The 19,288-nt window shown below is 73.5% G+C and carries 15 protein-coding genes and 1 pseudogene; 13 read left to right on the top strand and 3 right to left on the bottom strand.

Features of this window, described 5'->3' with window-relative positions:
• The 4 genes and pseudogenes from ACFWVC_RS36595 to ACFWVC_RS36580 all read left to right on the top strand — a co-directional run.
• Nucleotides 1-132 (top strand): annotated as a pseudogene (locus ACFWVC_RS36595) (4-hydroxy-3-methylbut-2-en-1-yl diphosphate synthase); the annotation flags it as partial.
• A gap of 140 nt (nt 133-272) precedes the next feature.
• On the top strand, nt 273-1,118 hold the full coding sequence (locus ACFWVC_RS36590) for a GNAT family N-acetyltransferase (protein ID WP_384297952.1): 846 nt from the start codon (nt 273-275) through the stop codon (nt 1,116-1,118).
• Between the two features lie 14 nt (nt 1,119-1,132).
• Nucleotides 1,133-1,666 (top strand): GNAT family N-acetyltransferase, encoded by a 534-nt coding sequence (locus ACFWVC_RS36585; RefSeq protein ID WP_384297949.1) that lies wholly within the window; start codon nt 1,133-1,135, stop codon nt 1,664-1,666.
• Between the two features lie 70 nt (nt 1,667-1,736).
• Nucleotides 1,737-3,425 carry a proline--tRNA ligase gene (locus ACFWVC_RS36580; protein ID WP_384297946.1) on the top strand — a complete coding sequence of 563 codons (1,689 nt, stop codon included), beginning with the start codon at nt 1,737-1,739 and terminating at the stop codon, nt 3,423-3,425.
• A 727-nt stretch (nt 3,426-4,152) separates the two neighbouring features.
• On the opposite strand, the gene ACFWVC_RS36575 is transcribed toward ACFWVC_RS36580, so the two are convergent.
• Genes ACFWVC_RS36575 through ACFWVC_RS36565 form a run of 3 tightly spaced genes read right to left on the bottom strand, consistent with a single transcriptional unit; the run spans nt 4,153 to nt 6,112 of the window.
• Nucleotides 4,153-5,085, bottom strand: a complete 933-nt coding sequence (locus ACFWVC_RS36575) for an aminoglycoside phosphotransferase family protein (protein ID WP_384297944.1) — start codon at nt 5,083-5,085, stop codon at nt 4,153-4,155.
• 30 nt (nt 5,086-5,115) lie between these two features.
• On the bottom strand, nt 5,116-5,544 hold the full coding sequence (locus ACFWVC_RS36570; RefSeq protein ID WP_384297941.1) for a ferritin-like domain-containing protein: 429 nt from the start codon (nt 5,542-5,544) through the stop codon (nt 5,116-5,118).
• 7 nt (nt 5,545-5,551) lie between these two features.
• A complete protein-coding gene (locus tag ACFWVC_RS36565) occupies nt 5,552-6,112 on the bottom strand; it encodes a hypothetical protein (protein ID WP_384297937.1) in 561 nt (186 codons plus the stop codon).
• Nucleotides 6,113-6,281: 169 nt separating this feature from the next.
• Between ACFWVC_RS36565 and rimP the strand changes: the two genes are divergently transcribed.
• The 9 genes from rimP to ACFWVC_RS36520 all read left to right on the top strand — a co-directional run bounded on the left by rimP (nt 6,282) and on the right by ACFWVC_RS36520 (nt 19,223).
• Nucleotides 6,282-6,806 carry a ribosome maturation factor RimP gene (gene rimP / locus ACFWVC_RS36560; RefSeq protein WP_384297935.1) on the top strand — a complete coding sequence of 175 codons (525 nt, stop codon included), beginning with the start codon at nt 6,282-6,284 and terminating at the stop codon, nt 6,804-6,806.
• Nucleotides 6,807-6,808: 2 nt separating this feature from the next.
• Entirely contained in the window at nt 6,809-7,795 is a 987-nt protein-coding gene (gene nusA / locus ACFWVC_RS36555; protein WP_384297932.1) for a transcription termination factor NusA, read from the top strand.
• Between the two features lie 78 nt (nt 7,796-7,873).
• Nucleotides 7,874-8,152: a YlxR family protein gene (locus tag ACFWVC_RS36550; RefSeq protein ID WP_384297928.1), complete on the top strand. Its 279-nt coding sequence runs from the start codon at nt 7,874-7,876 to the stop codon at nt 8,150-8,152.
• Between the two features lie 160 nt (nt 8,153-8,312).
• The gene (gene infB / locus ACFWVC_RS36545; protein ID WP_384297925.1) at nt 8,313-11,465 is read left to right on the top strand and encodes a translation initiation factor IF-2; all 3,153 of its coding nucleotides are present in this window, start codon (nt 8,313-8,315) and stop codon (nt 11,463-11,465) included.
• A gap of 144 nt (nt 11,466-11,609) precedes the next feature.
• Nucleotides 11,610-11,903, top strand: coding sequence for a DUF503 domain-containing protein (locus tag ACFWVC_RS36540; RefSeq protein ID WP_319665367.1), 294 nt, complete (start codon nt 11,610-11,612; stop codon nt 11,901-11,903).
• Between the two features lie 42 nt (nt 11,904-11,945).
• Nucleotides 11,946-12,434: a 30S ribosome-binding factor RbfA gene (rbfA, locus tag ACFWVC_RS36535; RefSeq protein ID WP_384297921.1), complete on the top strand. Its 489-nt coding sequence runs from the start codon at nt 11,946-11,948 to the stop codon at nt 12,432-12,434.
• Nucleotides 12,431-13,303: a tRNA pseudouridine(55) synthase TruB gene (gene truB / locus ACFWVC_RS36530; protein ID WP_384297919.1), complete on the top strand. Its 873-nt coding sequence runs from the start codon at nt 12,431-12,433 to the stop codon at nt 13,301-13,303. The genes rbfA and truB overlap by 4 nt, the downstream gene beginning before the upstream one ends.
• Before the next feature lie 1,138 nt (nt 13,304-14,441).
• Nucleotides 14,442-18,128 carry a serine protease gene (locus ACFWVC_RS36525; RefSeq protein ID WP_384297916.1) on the top strand — a complete coding sequence of 1,229 codons (3,687 nt, stop codon included), beginning with the start codon at nt 14,442-14,444 and terminating at the stop codon, nt 18,126-18,128.
• A gap of 141 nt (nt 18,129-18,269) precedes the next feature.
• On the top strand, nt 18,270-19,223 hold the full coding sequence (locus ACFWVC_RS36520) for a bifunctional riboflavin kinase/FAD synthetase (RefSeq protein ID WP_384297913.1): 954 nt from the start codon (nt 18,270-18,272) through the stop codon (nt 19,221-19,223).
• Nucleotides 19,224-19,288 lie beyond the last annotated feature (65 nt).

The raw sequence follows: 19,288 nt of genomic DNA, 5'->3' as shown, positions 1-19,288 counted from the left end.
AAGGGCGAGGTCATCAAGACCGTGCCGGAGTCGAAGATCGTGGAGACCCTCATCGAGGAGGCCATGAAGCTCGCCGAGCAGATGGAGGCCGACGGCATCGCCTCCGGCGAGCCCTCCGTCTCCGTCAGCTGACCCTCCGCTCGCACGCGTACCGTTCCGCCCCTGTCGTCCGTCCCGGTCCGGGATACGGGCGGCAGGGGCGGAACGCGCTGCGGCGAGGTAAGGTTCGGGGACTTCCCCGACTACCGCTGCCCGTACGGTGAGGCGCCCACGTGTTGACGACCACGACGACCAAGGTTCTGGAACCCGGAGAACTCGACGCCGTGCTCGCGGTGCTCGACCGGGACCCGGTGGCCAACGCCTTCGTCGCCTCCCGGGTCGCCGTGGCCGGGCTCGACCCGTGGCGGCTCGGCGGCGAGTTGTGGGGCTGGTACTTCGGCGGCCGGCTGGAGGCGCTGTGCTACGCCGGCGCCAACCTCGTGCCCATCAGCGCCGGCCCCGAGGCCGTGCGGGCCTTCGCCGACCGGGCGCTGCGCTCCGGCCGCCGCTGCTCGTCCATCGTCGGCCCCGCGGAGTCCACCGCCGCGCTCTGGTCGCTGCTCGAACGGAGCTGGGGACCGGCCCGCGAGATCCGCTCCCACCAGCCGCTGATGGTCACCCGCGCACTGCCCGCCGACGTCGAACCCGACCCCGGTGTGCGCCGCGTACGGCGTGACGAGCTGGACGTGATCATGCCCGCGTGCGTGGCCATGTTCACCGAGGAGGTCGGCGTCTCCCCGCTGGCCGGCGACGGCGGCCTGATCTACCAGGCGCGGGTCGCCGAACTCGTCTCCACCGGGCGCTCGTTCGCCCGCATCGAGGACGGCCGGGTGGTCTTCAAGGCCGAGATCGGCGCCGTCACCCGGCACGCCTGCCAGATCCAGGGCGTCTGGGTCGACCCCGATCACCGCGGCCAGGGGCTCTCCGAGACCGGCATGGCGGCCGTGCTCCACTACGCGCTGCGCGACGTCGCGCCCGTGGCCAGCCTCTACGTCAACGACTTCAACACCCCTGCCAGGGCTGCCTACCGGCGCGTCGGGTTCACCGAGGTCGGCGCCTTCATGAGCGTCCTGTTCTAGTAGTGTCGCCGCCCATGGATGACGTGGCGGTCGAGCCGATCGACCTGGCGGCACGGGTGGACGAGGCACTGGCCGTCCAGGCGGTCGCCTTCGGGCTGGGCGCCGAGGAGGTCGCCATCCGCCGCCAGATCGTGCTGCGCCACCTCGGCTTCCCCGGAGTCCGCGCGCTCGGCGCCCTCGCCCCGGACGGACGGCTCGCCGGCTTCGTGTACGGCATGCCCAACCACCGCACGCACTGGTGGTCCACCGTCGTCGAGCCCTATCTGCGCCGCACCGGCACCGACGACTGGCTCGACGACTCCTTCACCATCACCGAGCTGCACGTCCACCCCGACTTCCAGTGCCGCGGCATCGGGCGCACCCTCATCACCGCCATCACCGACGCCGCCGCCCAGCCGCGCAGCATCCTGTCCGCCATCGACACCGAGAGCCGGGCCCGGCGCCTGTACCGCGCCCTCGGCTACACCGACCTCGCGCGGCCGGTGCACTTCCCCAGCGCGACCAGTCCCTACGCGGTCATGGGCGCCTGGCTGCCGCTCCTGCGGTAAACGGGTTTCCGGCCGCGCCCGGCGTGTCGATATCCTCGCGGCAACGGCACGAAACCCCCTGGAGAGCCCCATGGTCCTGCGCATGTCCCGGCTGCTGCTCAAGACGCTGCGCGACGACCCGGCCGACGCCGAGACCGCGAGCCACAAGCTCCTGGTCCGGGCCGGATACGTCCGCCGCTCCTCGGCGGGGGTGTGGACCTGGCTGCCGCTCGGCAAGCGGGTCCTGGAGAACGTCTCGCGCGTCGTCCGCGAGGAGATGGACGCCATCGGCGGCCAGGAAGTCCTGCTGCCCGCGCTGCTCCCGCGCGACAACTACGAGGTGACGGGCCGCGCCGGCGAGTACGGCGACCTGCTCTTCCAGCTCCGCGACCGCAAGGGCACCGACTACGTGCTCGGGCCCACGCACGAGGAGATCTTCACCCAGGTCGTCAAGGACCAGGCCGCGTCCTACAAGGACCTGCCGGTGATCCTCTACCAGATCCAGACCAAGTACCGCGACGAGGCCCGGCCCCGCTCCGGCGTCCTGCGCGGCCGCGAGTTCCAGATGAAGGACTCCTACTCCTTCGACACCACCGACGAGGGTCTGGCCGAGGCCTACCGCCTCCACCGCGAGGCCTACATCAAGATCTTCTCCCGCCTCGGCTTCGACTTCCGGATCGTCTCCGCCGTCTCCGGCGCCATGGGCGGCTCGGCCTCCGAGGAGTTCCTCGCCCCCGCCGCCGCGGGCGAGGACACCTTCGTGGACTGCCCCGCGTGCGACTACGCGGCCAACACCGAGGCCGTCACCACCGTCGTGCCCCCCGTCGAGGGCGCGGACCACCCGGCCCTGGAGGAGGTGGACACCCCCGACACCCCGACCATCGAGACCCTGGCGGCGCACCTCGGCGTCCCGGCCTCCGCGACGCTGAAGAACCTGCTGGTCAAGGTCGACGGCGAGATCGTCGCCGTCGGCGTCCCCGGCGACCGCGAGGTCGACCTCGGCAAGCTCGGCGAACACCTCGCCCCCGCCGAGGTCGAACTCGTCACCGCCGAGGACTTCACCGGACGCCCCGACCTGGTCCGCGGCTACGTCGGCCCCCAGGGCCTCACCGGCGTCCGCTACCTCGCCGACCCCCGCGTCGCCGTCGGTACCGCCTGGGTCACCGGCGCCAACAAGCCCGACACGCACGCCCGCAACGTCGTCGTGGGCCGCGACTTCCACGTGGACGAGTACCTCGACGTCGTCACCGTCGAGCCTGGCGACCCCTGCCCGCGCTGCGGCACCGGCCTCAAGCTGGACCGGGCGATCGAGATCGGCCACATCTTCCAGCTCGGCCGCAAGTACGCCGATGCCTTCGAGCTCGACGTGCTCGGCCAGAACGGCAAGCCCGTCCGGGTCACCATGGGCTCCTACGGCATCGGCGTCTCCCGCGCCGTCGCCGCGATCGCCGAGCAGACCGCCGACGCGCAGGGCCTGTGCTGGCCGCGAGAGATCGCCCCCGCCGACGTCCACATCGTCGCCGCGGGCAAGGCCCTGCAGACCGAGCTGGCGCTCGAGGTCGCCGAGAAGCTGCACGCCGCGGGTGTCCGGGTCATCGTCGACGACCGCGCCGGCGTCTCGCCCGGCGTCAAGTTCACCGACGCGGAACTGCTCGGGGTACCCACGATTCTGGTCGTCGGACGGGGAGCGGGGGACGGGGTCGTCGAGCTCAAGGACCGTCGCACGGGTGAGCGCGAGGAGCTCTCCGTGGCGGACGCGGTGTCCCGCCTCTCCGCGTAGCGGGTGCGTTGAGCCTGCGGCGGGCTTGGGGGGTGGGCCTGCTGCCTGTTGCTCGCCGCGGGTGCGTTGCGCCTGCGGCGGGCATCCCCCGCCCGCCCTCCCGTGTGCCCGGCGCGGTCTGGCACCCCGGCGCGCGTTGCGGGGTGGGCCGGGGTCGGGGCCTCCGGGGCTGGGCATTCTGGACAGCACATTTTGGTGCCTCGGGCACTCTGCGTTGGTCGCCCCGGGTTGTGCACCCAAATATGCTCCACAGTCCAGAACGCCCACCCCTCCACCCCCGCCCCCTCGGTTTCGTCCCGCGCCTGATCCCCAGTGGGGGGTGTAGGGCGGCCATGGCACAGGCCCAGGGTTGGTGCGGCGGCACATCGGCCGCCCAGGCGTCACCGCCCACACGCACCGGTGGGGTGGATCCAGGCAACCGCGGTCACCCGGTCCGCCTCTATACCCCCACTGGGGATCAGGCGCATACAACTACGGAGGGGGCGGGGTCGTAGGGGTGGGTGTTCTGGACTGTGGAGCATATTTGTGTGCGGTATCCGGGTCGGGATGGGATGAGTAGGTGCTGGAAACGCACGTAAATGTGCTGTCCAGAATGGCCAGCCCCGGAGGCCCCGCACCCGGCCCAGGAACACACGCGCGTCGGGGCGCCCGGACTTCACAGGGCTGGGGGCGCCCCCGGCCGAAGGTTGGGGGAGGGAGGGCGGGCGGGGAAAAAACCCGGCACAAGTCAGAGCAACGTCGCGAATTCCAGGAGGAGTTCCCCGCTCGCTCGGTCTCCGACCGAGAACGCCCAGACGCCCGCCTCGACCGACCGGAAAAGCGCCCACCCCCGGACCCGGTCCCGCTCCACCTCGAGCGCGTCGGACAGTTTGGTGACCCGGCGGCGCGCAGCCGCCTGCGCGCCGGGGCCGGCCACCAGCGTCTCCAGGCGGTCGCGGACGAGCCACGCGAGGTCGAACGCGGGGTCGCCGACGAGCGGCTTGGGGTCAATGGCGAGCCAGGGGATCCGGTCCGCGGAGAGCACGTTGCCGTGGTGGTAGTCGCCGTGCAGCAGCACCGGCACCGGCTCGGGCGCCGGTGCGGTCAGGGCGTCCCGGATCGCGAGGGCCTCGTCGACCAGGGGGCGGGCGTCCGCGTCGACGTACGGCCGGCCGCCGCGCTCGCGCAACCGCGCCGCGAGACCGGCCGTGTGGTCGGCCACGGACGTGAAGGGGTGGCCGTCACGAGGCGGCACCCACAGGCGCCGGAGTGCGGCGCACGCCTCCAGCATCGCCTTGGGTTCGGGCAGCGAGCGCAGCGAGACGTCCCCGTGGAGGCGTTCCATGAGCAGGACACCCTCGTCGGGGTCGGCACGGAGCAGCCGCACCGCGCCGCGTCCGTCCCAGTGGGCGAGTGCGGCGTGCTCGTGCCGGGTCTCGTCGGTGACGAGGCCGAGCTTGAGCGTGGCGGGGGTGCCGTCGGCCTGGCGGACCAGGACGACCATGCTGATCTGGCCGCCGGGGGAGAGCACCCGTTCCGGTCGCAGGTCCCACCGCGCGAGGTGTTCCGCGGCGCGCTCGGGGAGCGTGGCGAGCCAGGCGCGGCCCGGGTCGCCCTCCCAGGCGCTGATCGTGCGGATCAGCCGCTCGGGCGGTTCGAGGTGCTGCGGTGCCGGGGTCATACGGGGGTTCGTCCCTCCTGCGGATCGGGTCTACCGGCCGCGCTCGGCCAGCCCCGGGAAGGCTACGCTCCCGCCGCGCCAGCCCACGGCGCGCACCGCGGCCTCGCGCAGCGCGTCGGCGGCTTCGCGGCGCAGGCCGGCGGTGGCGGCGCGGACGAGGTCGGCGTAGACGCCGGCGACCCGGTCCTCCAGTTCGGCGGCGAGGCGGATCGCCGCCGCGCGGTCCGGCACCGGGAAGGGCAGGGTGTACGCCGCCGAGGCGGCGACGGGCTCGCCGCCCAGGTCGGCGACGGTGCGGCGCAGGGAGTCACGGCGGGCGCGGTGGGCGTCGTAGCCGGCGGTGGCCCGGCCGGCGGGGTCGGCACCGATGCGGGCGCCGACCACGCCGTAGCCGTAGACGGCGGCGTGCTCTGCGGCGAGGGCGGCCTGGACGGCCGCGAGCGGCTGCTGCTGTGCCATGGGCGGGTCAGTTCTCCTTGAGCAGCAGGACGTGCCCGGCACCGCACGCGGCCACCGAGGCGAGCAGGCGCGCGAGTTCGGGCGGGGCGTCGAGCAGCGCGGCGGCCCGTTCGCCGGCGAGTGTCCGTTCGGCGCCGGCGAGGGCGGCCAGTGCCGGGCTCTTGCCCGAAGGGACGGACACGGAGGGCGAGGGGGCGGCGGATGCGGAGGCGGACGCGGACGCGGACGCCGTGGCACTCGGTGAGGGGGCCGGTCCGCGGCCCGTAGCCGGCCCGAACGCCGCGACGTGCCGGGCCACTTCGGCCCGCAGCGGCCGCAACCGCGCCGCGAGACCGGGGTGGGCGGCGATCGTGGCGTCGTAGCGGACGAGGAGCGCGGCGCTGTCCCGGGCGGCCCGCTCGCGCAGGATCTCGGCCGGATCCGGGGAGGGCGAGGACGGCCCGGGTGCGCCGGAGCGCCGCCCCTGCGGGTCGGAGCAGCCGCCGATCAGTGCGGCCGCGGCCGGCAGGACGGGCAGGACGAGAGCGGTGCGGACCGCACGCCGGCGCGGAATGTTCCTGAGTGGCACAGTGCCCCTTCCCGTGATCACCACCGGAGAGGGTACCGGCGCGGGGCATGTGCCTTGCGACGGCGCCCGCCGCGGCGCCGAATCGTCGTTCCGGCACCCGAACCGATAGGCTTTGGCCCGACACACGACCTTCCACCACAACAGCACACGCGGCCGAGGAGTCACCCGGATGAGCACCACCCAGAGCGAAAGGCTGCGCGGACTGCTTGAACCCCTCGTCGCGAAGACGGGGCTGGATCTGGAAGAGATCAAGGTGACGGCGGCCGGGAACCGGCGCCAGCTCCAGGTGATCGTGGACTCCGACGAGGGCGCCCCGCTGGACACCCTCGCCGATCTCAGCCGGGAGATCTCGCAGGCTCTGGACGACGCCGACGCCATGGGCGGCACGCCGTACCTGCTGGAGGTCTCCTCGCCGGGTGTCGACCGCCCGCTCACCGAGCCGCGCCATTTCCGGCGCAACGAGGGCCGGCTGGTCAAGCTGACGCGGGCCGGCGGCGACGAGCTGGTCGCGCGGATCATGGCGGTGGACGAGGACGGGCTCGACCTCGAGGTCCCGGGTGTCAAGGGGCGCAAGCCCAAGCCCGCCCGCATCGCCTTCGGCGAGATCGCCAAGGCGCGGGTGGAGATCGAATTCAGTCGCAAGGACCCGGCCGATGCCGATACCGACGGCGACGAGAGCACTGAGGAGGCGTAGCCGTGGACATCGACATGAGTGCCCTGCGGGGTCTGGTCCGGGAGAAGGAGATCTCCTTCGAACTGCTGGTCGAGGCGATCGAGTCGGCGCTCCTCATCGCCTACCACCGTGAGCCCGGCAGCCGGCGGAACGCGCGGGTGGAACTGGACCGCACCAACGGCCATGTGACCGTGTGGGCCAAGGAGGACGCGGCGGAGACCCCCGAGGGCGCCGAGCCCCGGGAGTTCGACGACACACCGAGCGGCTTCGGCCGGATCGCGGCGACCACCGCCAAGCAGGTGATCCTCCAGCGGCTGCGCGACGCCGAGGAGGAGATCACCTTCGGGGAGTACGCGGGCCGCGAGGGCGACATCGTCACCGGTGTGGTCCAGCAGGGCAAGGACCCGAAGAACGTGCTGGTCGACATCGGCAAGCTGGAGGCCATCCTGCCGGTGCAGGAGCAGGTCCCCGGTGAGGACTACAAGCACGGCACGCGGCTGCGCTCGTACGTGGTCCGGGTCGCCAAGGGTGTGCGCGGTCCGTCCGTGACACTCTCGCGCACCCACCCCAGCCTGGTGAAGAAGCTTTTCGCGCTCGAGGTCCCGGAGATCGCGGACGGTTCCGTGGAGATCGCGGCCATCGCCCGCGAGGCCGGGCACCGCACGAAGATCGCGGTGCGCTCGACCCGTTCGGGCCTGAACGCCAAGGGTGCCTGCATCGGCCCGATGGGCGCGCGGGTGCGCGCCGTGATGGCCGAACTGAACGGCGAGAAGATCGACATCGTCGACTGGTCCGACGAACCGGGTGAGATGGTGGCGAACGCCTTGTCACCCGCTCGGGTGAGCAAGGTGGAGATCGTCGACATGGGTGCCCGCTCCGCCCGGGTGACCGTGCCGGACTACCAACTCTCGTTGGCGATCGGCAAGGAAGGGCAGAACGCACGCCTGGCCGCGCGGCTCACCGGCTGGCGGATCGACATCCGCCCGGACACCGAGCCGGCCGACCAGTAGCACCCGTTGGCAACCGAGGATCAACCGTGCGCCGCATAACCCAGAGGGGTGAGGTCGGCGCGGGGAGGTAGACTAAAGATGTCTGGCCGGACGCACGGCCCAGCACGCCCGGAGCGCACATGCATCGGCTGCAGGGAGCGGGCGGCCAAGCACGATCTGCTGCGTGTGGCGGTGGTCGGGGGCTCCTGTGTTCCCGATCTTCGCGGTACGCTGCCCGGTCGGGGTGCCTATGTGCACCCCGACACCGTCTGTTTCGACCTGGCGGTCCGCCGCCGGGCGTTTCTGCGGGCCTTCCGGGCCCAGGGACCGCTGGACACCGTGGAACTCCGCGATCATGTCGAGCAGGCGACACTGTGAGTGAGCAAGGAAGAGCGCACGGGCGACCGTGCGATCAGGTACCCCGCGAGTTGGAAGTAGGTCGAGATTGCGATGAGCACTCGATGAGCACGCGATGAGTACGCCCATGAAGTAGCGACGGTCCGGCGGACGACCACCCCGGACCTCACGAAGGAGCGAAGTGGCTAAGGTCCGGGTATACGAACTCGCCAAGGAGTTCGGAGTTGAGAGCAAGGTCGTCATGGCCAAGCTCCAAGAACTTGGCGAATTCGTCCGTTCGGCGTCCTCGACGATCGAGGCGCCGGTTGTTCGCAAGTTGACTGACGCACTGCAGGGTCCCGGTGGCGGTTCCGCCCCGGGCAAGCCCTCCGCCGCCAGGCCCGCGGCGCCGCGCAAGGCCGCGCCCGCAAAGCCGGCCGCCCCCACTCCGGGCGCGCCGGCCCGTCCCGCTGCCCCGGCCCCGAAGCCGGCGACGGGATCCGCACCCACCCCCCGGCCCGCCGCGGCCGGTTCCGCGCCGACCCCGGGTCCGCGCCCGGCTCCGGCCCCCAAGCCGGCTCCGGCCGCCAAGCCCGCGCCGGTCACCCCGGTGCCGCAGGCGGAGTTCTCCGCCCCGCCGGCTCCGCCCGCCGCGCAGGCCCCGGCTCCCGAGCGCCCGGCCCCGGCCGAGCGCCCCGCCGCGCGTTCCGGTCAGCCCGGTCCGCGCCCCGGCAACGCGCCGCGTCCCGGTCAGCGGGACGGACAGCGTGATGGCCAGCGCGACGGTCAGCGTGACGGTGGCCGTGGCCAGGGCGGCCCCGGTGGCGCGCGTCCGGGCGGCCAGGCGCCGCGTCCGGGTGGTTCCGCACGTCCGGCCGGTCCCCGTCCGGGCAACAACCCCTTCACCTCCGGTTCCACCGGCATGCCGCGCCCGCAGGCGCCGCGTCCCGGCGGCGGAGCTCCCGGCCAGCCCGGCCCGCGCCCCGGTGGCGGCGCTCCGGGTGCCGCCGGCCCGCGTCCGGGTGGCGCGCCGCGTCCCGGCGGCGGTGCCCCGTCCGGTGCCCGTCCGACCCCGGGCGGGATGCCCCGTCCGCAGGGCGGCGGTCCTCGTCCGAACCCCGGCATGATGCCGCAGCGTCCCGCCTCCACGGGCGGCGGTCCCGGCCGTCCCGGTGCTGGTGCCGGTGCCCGTCCGGGCCCGCGTCCCGGCGGTGGCGGTGGCGCCGGTCGTCCCGGTGGCGGCGGCGGCTTCGCCGGTCGTCCCGGCGGTGGCGGTGGCGCAGGTCGTCCCGGTGGCGGCGGCGGCTTCGGCGGTCCGCGTCCCGGTGGCGGTGCTCCCGGCGCCGGTGGTGGCGGCGGCTTCGCCGGCGGCGGTGGCCGTCCCGGCTTCGGCGGTCGTCCCGGCGGTCCGGGTGGCCGTGGTGGCACGCAGGGCGCCTTCGGCCGTGGCCCTGGTGGCCGTCCGGCCCGTGGCCGCAAGTCGAAGCGTGCGAAGCGCCAGGAGTACGAGGCCATGCAGGCCCCGTCCGTCGGCGGTGTGATGCTGCCTCGCGGCAACGGCGACACCGTTCGCCTGTCGCGTGGTGCCTCGCTCACGGACTTCGCCGAGAAGATCGGCGCCAACCCGGCGTCGCTCGTCCAGGTGATGCTGAACCTCGGTGAGATGGTCACCGCGACCCAGTCCGTCTCCGACGACACGCTGCAGATGCTTGCCGACGAGATGAACTACACCCTCCAGGTCGTCAGCCCGGAGGAGGAGGACCGCGAGCTCCTCGAGTCCTTCGACATCGAGTTCGGCGAGAACGAGGGTGGCGAGGAAGCGCTCGTCGCGCGTCCGCCGGTCGTCACCGTCATGGGTCACGTCGACCACGGCAAGACCCGCCTCCTCGACGCGATCCGCAAGACCAACGTGGTCGCGGGCGAGGCCGGCGGCATCACCCAGCACATCGGTGCCTACCAGGTGGCCACCGAGGTCAACGGCGAGCACCGGGCCATCACCTTCATCGACACCCCCGGTCACGAGGCGTTCACCGCCATGCGTGCCCGTGGTGCCAAGTCCACCGACATCGCGATCCTCGTGGTGGCGGCGAACGACGGCGTCATGCCCCAGACGATCGAGGCGCTGAACCACGCCAAGGCGGCCGACGTGCCGATCGTGGTCGCGGTCAACAAGATCGACGTCGAGGGCGCCGACCCGACGAAGGTGCGCGGTCAGCTGACCGAGTTCGGCCTGGTGGCCGAGGAGTACGGCGGCGACACCATGTTCGTCGACATCTCCGCCAAGCAGGGCCTGAACATCGACAGCCTGCTGGAGGCCGTGGTCCTCACCGCGGACGCCGCGCTCGACCTGCGCGCCAACCCCGAGCAGGACGCACAGGGCATCGCGATCGAGGCCCACCTCGACCGCGGCCGCGGCGCCGTGGCGACCGTCCTGGTCCAGCGCGGCACCCTGCGGGTCGGCGACACCATGGTGGTCGGCGACGCGTACGGCCGTGTCCGCGCGATGCTCGACGACACCGGCAACACGCTCGAAGAGGCGGGCCCCTCGACTCCGGTCCTGGTGCTCGGTCTGACGAACGTGCCGGGTGCCGGCGACAACTTCCTGGTGGTCGACGAGGACCGTACGGCCCGTCAGATCGCCGAGAAGCGCGCCGCCCGCGAGCGGAACGCGGCCTTCGCCAAGTCCCGCCGCCGGGTCAGCCTGGAGGACCTGGACAAGGTGCTCAAGGCCGGCGAGGTCCAGCAGCTCAACCTCATCATCAAGGGCGACGCGTCCGGTTCGGTCGAGGCCCTGGAGTCCTCGCTGCTCCAGCTCGACGTCGGCGAGGACGTGGACCTGCGCATCCTCCACCGGGGTGTCGGTGCGGTCACCGAGACCGACGTCACCCTGGCGGCGGGCTCCGACGCGATCATCATCGGCTTCAACGTGCGGGCCGAGGGCCGCGCCACGTCGCTGGCCGACCGTGAGGGTGTCGACGTCCGCTACTACTCGGTGATCTACCAGGTCATCGAGGAGATCGAGGCGGCGCTCAAGGGTCTGCTCAAGCCGGAGTACGAGGAGGTGGAGCTCGGCACCGCCGAGATCCGCGAGGTCTTCCGCTCCTCCAAGCTCGGCAACATCGCTGGTGTGCTCATCCGCTCCGGCGAGGTCAAGCGCAACACCAAGGCGCGCCTCCTGCGCGACGGCAAGGTCGTCGCCGAGAACCTCAACATCGAGGGTCTGCGGCGCTTCAAGGACGACGTCACCGAGATTCGTGAGGGTTACGAGGGCGGTATCAACCTCGGCAACTACAACGACATCAAGATCGACGACGTCATCGCGACCTACGAGATGCGCGAGAAGCCGCGCGTCTGATCGCTGGTGCCGTGTCCGGGGCCGGTCGGTGGAAGTGAAATTCCGTCGATCGGCCCCGGCCGTTGCCTTTAGTGTGGTGCTTACTGTTCGCAGTGTTCGCACTGTTCGCCACGAGGCCCCACAGGTCGGCTTGACCTGACGCCCATGTTTGTAGGGACGCTGTCCTTCGACCTGCTTCTCGGCGACGTCCGGTCGCTCAAGGAGAAGCGCTCCGTCGTCCGGCCCATCGTGGCCGAGCTGCACCGCAAGTTCGCGGTCAGCGTGGCGGAGGTCGACCATCATGATCTTTACCGCAGGGCCGAAATCGGCGTGGCGGTCGTGTCCGGGGATCTCGGGCACATCAATGACGTACTCGGACGCTGCGAGCGATGGATGGTCGCGCGCCCCGAGGTGGACCTGCTGTCAGCGCGGCAGCAGATCCACGGGGACGACGACTGACACTCCCGTACCGAAGAGTGAAGAGTAGAGAGAAGAGCAGGCATGACCGACACCGCGCGGGCGCGCAAGCTGGCGGACCGCATCCGGGTCGTGGTCGCCGAGACCCTCCAGCGGCGGATCAAGGACCCGCGGCTGGGCTACGTCACGATCACGGACACCCGGGTCACCGGTGACCTTCGGGAGGCGACCGTCTTCTACACGGTCTTCGGCGACGACGAGGAGCGTGCCGCCTCGGCGGCGGCGCTGGAGAGCGCGAAGGGCGTCCTCCGCTCGGAGGTCGGGCGGCAGACGGGCGTGCGCTTCACGCCGAGCCTGACGTTCGTCGCCGACGCGATCCCGGAGAACGCGCGCACCATCGAGGACCTGCTCGCGAAGGCCCGTGCGGCCGACGAGGAGGTGCGCAAGAGCGCCACCGACGCGGCGTACGCCGGCGAGGCGGACCCGTACCGCAAGCCGGCGGAGGACGAGGACGGGGAGGACGCTGACGCTGACGCTGACGGCGACGCGAGTGACGAGGGCGAGAACCGATGAAGGACGGGCTTGTCATCGTCGACAAGCCGGGCGGTATGACCTCGCACGACGTCGTGGCCCGGCTGCGCAGGCTCGCCGGGACCCGGCGGGTCGGCCACGCCGGCACGCTCGACCCCATGGCGACCGGCGTCCTGGTCATCGGCGTGGAGAAGGCCACCCGGCTGCTCGGGCACCTCGCGCTCACCCGCAAGGAGTACGAGGCCACGATCCGGCTCGGCCAGACCACCGTCACGGACGACGCCGAGGGTGAGATCACGGCCGCGGTCCCCGCGGGTGCGGTCACCCGCGAGGCCGTGGACGCGGGCATCGCGGCGCTGACCGGCGACATCATGCAGGTGCCGTCCAAGGTCAGCGCGATCAAGGTGAACGGCGTCCGCTCGTACGCGCGCGTGCGCGGCGGCGAGGACTTCGAGCTGGCCGCGCGGCCGGTGACGGTGTCGGCGTTCGTGGTGCGGGACGTGCGGCGCGAGGGCGACGACCTCGTGGACGTCGATGTCACGGTCGAGTGCTCCTCCGGCACCTACATCCGCGCTCTCGCGCGGGACCTCGGTGCGGGGCTGGGCGTCGGCGGCCACCTCACCGCGCTGCGGCGCACCCGGGTCGGGCCCTACGGGGCGGGCCTCGCCCGCACGCTGGAGGAACTGGCCGAGTCCTTCGCGGTCCTCCCCATCGCGGAGGCCGCGGCGGCGGCGTTCCCCCGCTGGGACGTCGACGAGCGCGCGGCCCGCCTGCTGGGCAACGGCGTCCGGCTCGACGCGCCCCCCACGGTGGGGGCGGAGCCGACGGGGGTGTTCGGGCCGGACGGGCGCTTTCTGGCGCTTGTGGAGGGGCGTGAGGGGCAGGCGCGGATCCTGGCGAACTTCGCCTGAGCCGCGCGCTGCGCTGCGCCTGCGGTCCGGGTAGGTTCTTTTCCCCGCCCGCCCTCCGTGTGCCCTGTGAAGTCAGTGACCCCGGCGCCCGTTTCGTAGGGTGCCGGGGTCGGGGCCTCCGGGGCCGGCCATTCTGGACAGCACATTTCGGTGCCTCAGGCACTCTCCGATGGTCACTCCGGGTTGTGCACCCAAATATGCTCCACAGTCCAGAACGCCCACCCCTCCACGATCCCCAGTGGGGGGTATGGAGGCGGACCGGGGTGCCTCCGGTTGCCTGGATCCACGCACCTGCGCAAGGGCGGGCAGTCGACCGCTAAGCCCCGTGGGGGACCCCAGCCGGTGGCCGCTTGTCCATGCGGGCACCAACCCGGACGCCGGAGCAAACCCTCGGATCAGGTCCAACCCGCTACACCACTTCCAAGGATGCAACCGTCCCCTCGCAGGGCGCGGTGTGAAGGCCGGTGGGGGTGTGGCGGGGTCTCCGCCGCCGGTAGCTGGGGGAGGGACGGTGCAGGCGTAAACCGCGAGCCTGTGGCGGTCTTCCAGCAGAAGGCACGACATGACTGCCGGTGGGGGTGTGGGCGGTGTCGGCTGGGCGGCTGATGTGCCGCCGCACCAACCCTGGGCCTGTGCCATGGCTGCCTTCTACCCCCACTGGGGATCAGGCGCTTGCTACTACGGAGGGGGCGGGGTCGGAGGGGTGGGCGTTCTGGACTGTGGAGCATATTTGTGTGCGGCATCCGGGCAGGGACGAGATGGGCAAGTGCCCGTCACGCACGTAAATGTGCTGTCCAGAATGGCCAGCCCCGGAGGCCCCGCACCCGGCCTACCCCGCTACGCGCGTCGGGGCGCCCTGACTTCACAGGGCACACGGGCGGGAGGGCGGGGAACAAAACCTACCCGGACCGCAAGCGCAGCGTGTGGCGTGCGGCGCGGACCCTCCCCCCTCGCGGCCCGCGCCGCACGATTCCCCCCGCAGTGGTGCCTATCCACGCCGCAAGATCGATTCACCCCAACGGGCAGGCGCTCGGAGTGAAGACGGGGAGCGCTTGGGGGCGCGTTCACCTGGGGATCTGTTGGGACGATCAACGGACGTCTACGGTCGAAACGGGCACTGTGGCGGGGAGGTGCGCGGATGGCGGTGCGGTCCGCCGAGCTGGAACGGGCGTTGGTGCGCGTCTGCGACCTGGCCGGACGGCCGCGAGGGACGGGGTTCCTCGCGGAGGCGGCCGGTGGTTGCGGGACGCTGGTGACGAGTCATGAGGCGGTCGACGGGCTGGCGCGCCTCGTGCTGCACGCGTGGGGCGAACAGACGATCCTCGCGGAGGCGGACGCCATCACGCCGCTTCCCGGGCTCGGGCTCGCGCTCGTGGCGGTGGAGGGGCTGGAGGGCGTGCCGCCGCTGCCGGTCGCGGCGGCGGTGCGGCCCGGGAGGGTGCGGCTGCGGGGCCGGGATTGGTCGGACGCGGAGCTCGTCGGCACGGCGTCCGTCACGTACACCGCGACGGACCGCTTCCATCTGTTGGACGAGGTGTACGAGCTGGCCGCCCGGGAGTTGCCGCCGGGTCCCGAGGTATCGGGCACGCCCGTGCTCGACCCGGGGACGGGCGTCGTGCTGGGCGTGGTGGTGACCGCGCTGCACGCGGGGCACCGGGCGGACGGGTTCGCGGTGCCGTTGCGGGGCCGGGGGCTGGACGGGCTGCTGGCCAGGAACGCGGCGACGGTCCCGGCGTACGGGGCTCAGCTGAATCTCGCGGGGGCGCTGCAGTTGACCGCCACCTCCGTGGGCTCCGCCGGTGCGCCGAACGGGCTGTGGGGGACGGAGCCCGTGATGCGTCCGGAGACGGAGGCCGTGCTGCGGGCGTTCGCCGAGGGCGGTCCGGGGTGTCCGCATGTGCTGGGCCTGGTGGGGGACCCGGGCTGCGGGCGTACGACGGAGCTGGCGGCACTGGCCGTGCGGCGGGCGACGGGAACGGCGCCGGCGCCGACGCTGTGGCTGCGCGGGGCCGAACTCCACGCGGGCGACGGTGGTTTGAAGGACGCGGTGGAGCGGTCGTTGCGTGCCGCCGGCCGTATCGTGCACGCGGGGGCGGGGCCCGGGGACGCGGTCCCGGACACATCGCCTGACACGGTGGCGCATTTGGCCGAGGGCGCGGGCCGCCCGCTGGTGGTGGTGCTGGACGGCCCCGAGGAGATGCCGCCGGTGCTGGCGCACGCCCTGCCGGACTGGGTGGCGGGCACGGCGAGCTGGCTGCGGGCGGCCGGGGTGCGCCTGGTCGTGGCGTGCCGCCCGGAGTTCTGGGAGCAGGCGGGCGCGCTCTTCCCGCGGGGCGTGCTGCACGACCCTGGGCGGCGCGCCGGCACGCGGTCCCTGCCCGCCTGTGTGCGTCTGGGGGACCTGGCGGAGCCGCAGGCCCACCGGGCGCGTGAGCGGTACGGCGTCGCGGAGGGGGCTCTCGCAGGGGAGGACGAGGCGCATCCGCTGGCGCTGCGGCTGCTGTCGGAGGTGCGGGCGGCGCTGCCGGAGGGGGCGGCGAACGGTCCCGGGGGGCGGCCGGACCGGGCGGAGGTCTTCGGGGCGTATCTGGACCTGGTCTGCCTGCGGATCGCGGTGCGGCTGGCCGCCGACGGCCGGGGCGATCCGCGCGGCACGGCGGTGCGGCGCCTGGCGGCGCGCGTGGCGGGCAGGGCGCACGAGGCGGCGCGGCGCTGCCTGGGGCCGGGGCAGGGGGAACTGGACCGGGAGTCGTTCGAGGAGCTGTTCCCGTGGCGCACGGGGTGGGCGTCCGCGGTGCTCACCGAGGGCCTCGTGGTCCCCGCCGGCGCGGGGTACCGCTTCGCGCACGAGGAGTTCGCGGACTGGCTCCAGGGCGGGCACCTGGAGCTGGACCAAGCGCTGTACGCGCTCGTCCACCGCTGGTCCGCCACGGTACCGCCGGGAGGCGCGGCGGAGGCCCCCGTACGCCTGCCGTCGCGGCCGGCTGCCGCTGCGGGGCGGGGCGGCACGCCGCCGGTGCCGCCCGCGCCGCCGCTGGCACCGCCGTCCGCGCCGCGGTCGCTGCCCGTGCCCAGGCATCGCATCGGGCCGGTCGTACAGGCCCTGCTGCTCACCGCGCGCCAGTCGGGGCCCGTCGAACTCGCTCGCAGGCTGGAGGAATTGGTGCTCGCGCTCGACGGGTACGCGGCTCCGTCCGCCGCCCGCGGCGGCTCCGGACTCCCGCTGCTCGACGGCGTGCCACGCCCGCGCGACCGCGGCGGGGCGAGTCCGGCGGCCGACCCGGAATGGGACCGGGCACGGCGGGCGGACGCCGTGTGGTGGGCCGCGCACCTGCTCGGCGAGGCGCTGCTCAGAGTGCCGGACGCACTGCCGTACCGGGGCGTGCTGCGGCTGCTGGCCGAACGGATCACGGCCCGGTCGATCGAGGCCGGGGGATTCCGGGAGGCGCCGGGGCTGGGGCAGTTCGGGCCGTGGTTCTGGCGGCGGCTGAGGCTGCCGCTCGACGAACGCCTTGCGCTGCTGCGGCAGTTGCTCCCCGCCGACGCGCCGCCGCAGGGCGGGGACGAGGAGCGCTTCCTGACCGCCGCGGGCGAGGCGCTGGCCGCGGCACCCCGCGAGGCGCTGCCCGCCGTCGTCGCCTGGTTCGCCGACGAGCGGCCACTGCAGTCGGTCCCCGGCGGGCCCCGCCCCACCGTGGCCACCGCCGCGCAGGCGCTGCTGCACACCCATCGGCACCGCGCCGTGGACGACCTCACCGAGACCCTGGTCGCCGCCGCCCACCCGCGCGCCGACGAACTGCTGGCCGCGCTCGCCGAGGACGAACCAGCCGCCGTCTGCCGCGCCGTCGACCGCTGGGCCCACGACGGACGGCCGGAGCGCCATGTGGCCGCCGCCGCGTACGGGCTGCGTACGGCCCCGCACGTCACCGTTCCCGCCGACCGCCGCCTGCTGCGCTACGCCGCGCTGGCGATCCTCGCCCGCCCGGCCGACTGCACCCTGCACGGCGCCGCCCTCGCCGTCCTCGTACGGGACCCGGCCACCCGCTCCTTCCACCTGCCCGCCGCCCTGGAGCGGTTCGCCGGCGGCGACCCGCGGCTGCCCGCCGACGCGCTGGCCACGGCCCTGGCCACCCATCCGGACCCGGTACTCGCCGCCTTCCACACCCGTCTGCGCGAGCCGGGCGCGGGCGGCGCCGAGGTGCTTCGCGCCCTGGCGGAGGTCGGTGACCAGGCGCTGGCCCGCCGTGCCGCGGCCCTCGTCCGCGACCACGTGGAGCACCGTCCCGAGGGTGCCGCGCACGTCGCGGAGTACCTCGACCGCCGCCTGGAGGACGGTCCCGGCACCCGGGCCGTGCTGCTGCCGCTGACCGTCGGCCTGCTGCGGGAGCACCCGCCCGAGGTCCGGCGCGCGCTGGCGCCAGTGCTGGCCGCGCCCGGCGGCCACACCTCGCGGCCGCTGCGCCAGGAGCTCCTGGACGTCCTCCTGGAACGGGAACGGGACCACGGCGTCCTCGACGCCCTGCTCACGGCGGCCGCCGGGGGCTGCGCCCTGCGGCCGGCGCCGATGACCCGCGACCTGGTGCACCGCGTCGGCGTCGTGTTCTGCCGCTCCCCCGAGGGGGCGACGCTCTTCGACCGCCGGCTGGTGCAGCTGGCCGCCGCCGATGCGGGCTTCGCCCGGCAGGTGCGCGGCTGGCTCGCGGCGGACCGTGGCGCCGGGGTGTGGGACGCGCTCATCGGGCCGAGCGCCCGGCGCGCCTTCGACCGGCGGACTCCGGACACCCGGCCCGCCCGGGCAGCGGAGGCGACCGCGTTGGTTCCGTGAGCCCCCGTCCCGGCTCGGCTGCGCGGGTCCGGCGCGGGCCGCGGCCCGCCGTGTCCGCGGGGGCGCCGCGCCGGTGGGGCGCCCGGCATGGCAGTCTTGGACCTGCAATCGGACACCAACAGCGGTCGAGGAGCGGTCACAGTGCAGCGCTGGCGAGGCTTGGAGGACGTCCCGGGGGACTGGGGACGCAGCGTCGTCACCATCGGCTCGTACGACGGCGTGCACCGTGGGCACCAGCTGATCATCGGCCGTGCCGTGGAGCGTGCCCGGGAGCTCGGCGCGGCCTCCGTCGTCGTCACCTTCGACCCGCACCCCAGCGAGGTCGTGCGGCCCGGCAGCCACCCGCCGCTGCTGGCGGCCCACCACCGCCGTGCCGAGCTGATGGCGGAGCTCGGCGTGGACGCGCTGCTGATCCTCCCCTTCACCGCCGAATTCTCGCGGTTGTCGCCCGGCGACTTCATCCGCACGGTGCTGGTCGAGGCGTTGCACGCGCGGGCCGTCATCGAGGGGCCCAACTTCCGCTTCGGGCACAAGGCGGCCGGGGACGTGGAGTTCCTGTCGGCGATGGGCCTGAAGTACGACTACGAGGTCGACGTCATCGACCTGTACCTGACCGGCGCCGCGGGCGAGGGCCAGCCCTTCTCGTCCACGATGACCCGCCGCCTGATCGGCGAGGGCGACGTGGCCGGTGCCATGGAGATCCTCGGCCGGCCGCACCGCGTCGAGGGCGTCGTCGTCCGTGGCGCGCAGCGCGGCCGCGACCTGGGCTACCCCACCGCGAACGTGGAGACCGTGCCGCACACCGCGATCCCCGCGGACGGTGTGTACGCGGGCTGGCTGCACGTCGGCGACGAGGCCATGCCCGCCGCGATCTCGGTCGGCACCAACCCCACCTTCGACGGCACCGCGCGCACGGTCGAGGCGTATGCCATCGACCGCGTCGGCCTGGACCTCTACGGGCTGCACGTGGCCGTGGACTTCCTCGCGTACCTGCGCGGGATGGAGAAGTTCGACACCATCGACGCGCTGCTGGAGCGCATGGCGGACGACGTCAAGCGGGCGCGGGAGATCGTGGACACGCACGGCTCCGAGTGATCGCGGCGCCCGTTCCCCGCGGGGAGCGCGCGCACCAAGGCCGAGGGCCCGCCCCGCCATGACGG

The sequence above is a fragment of the Streptomyces sp. NPDC058691 genome, assembly GCF_042714775.1.
In the GTDB taxonomy this organism is placed as follows: domain Bacteria; phylum Actinomycetota; class Actinomycetes; order Streptomycetales; family Streptomycetaceae; genus Actinacidiphila.
The sequence above is the reverse complement of the archived record's forward strand: the minus strand, read 5'-3'. Positions and strand labels throughout refer to the sequence as shown.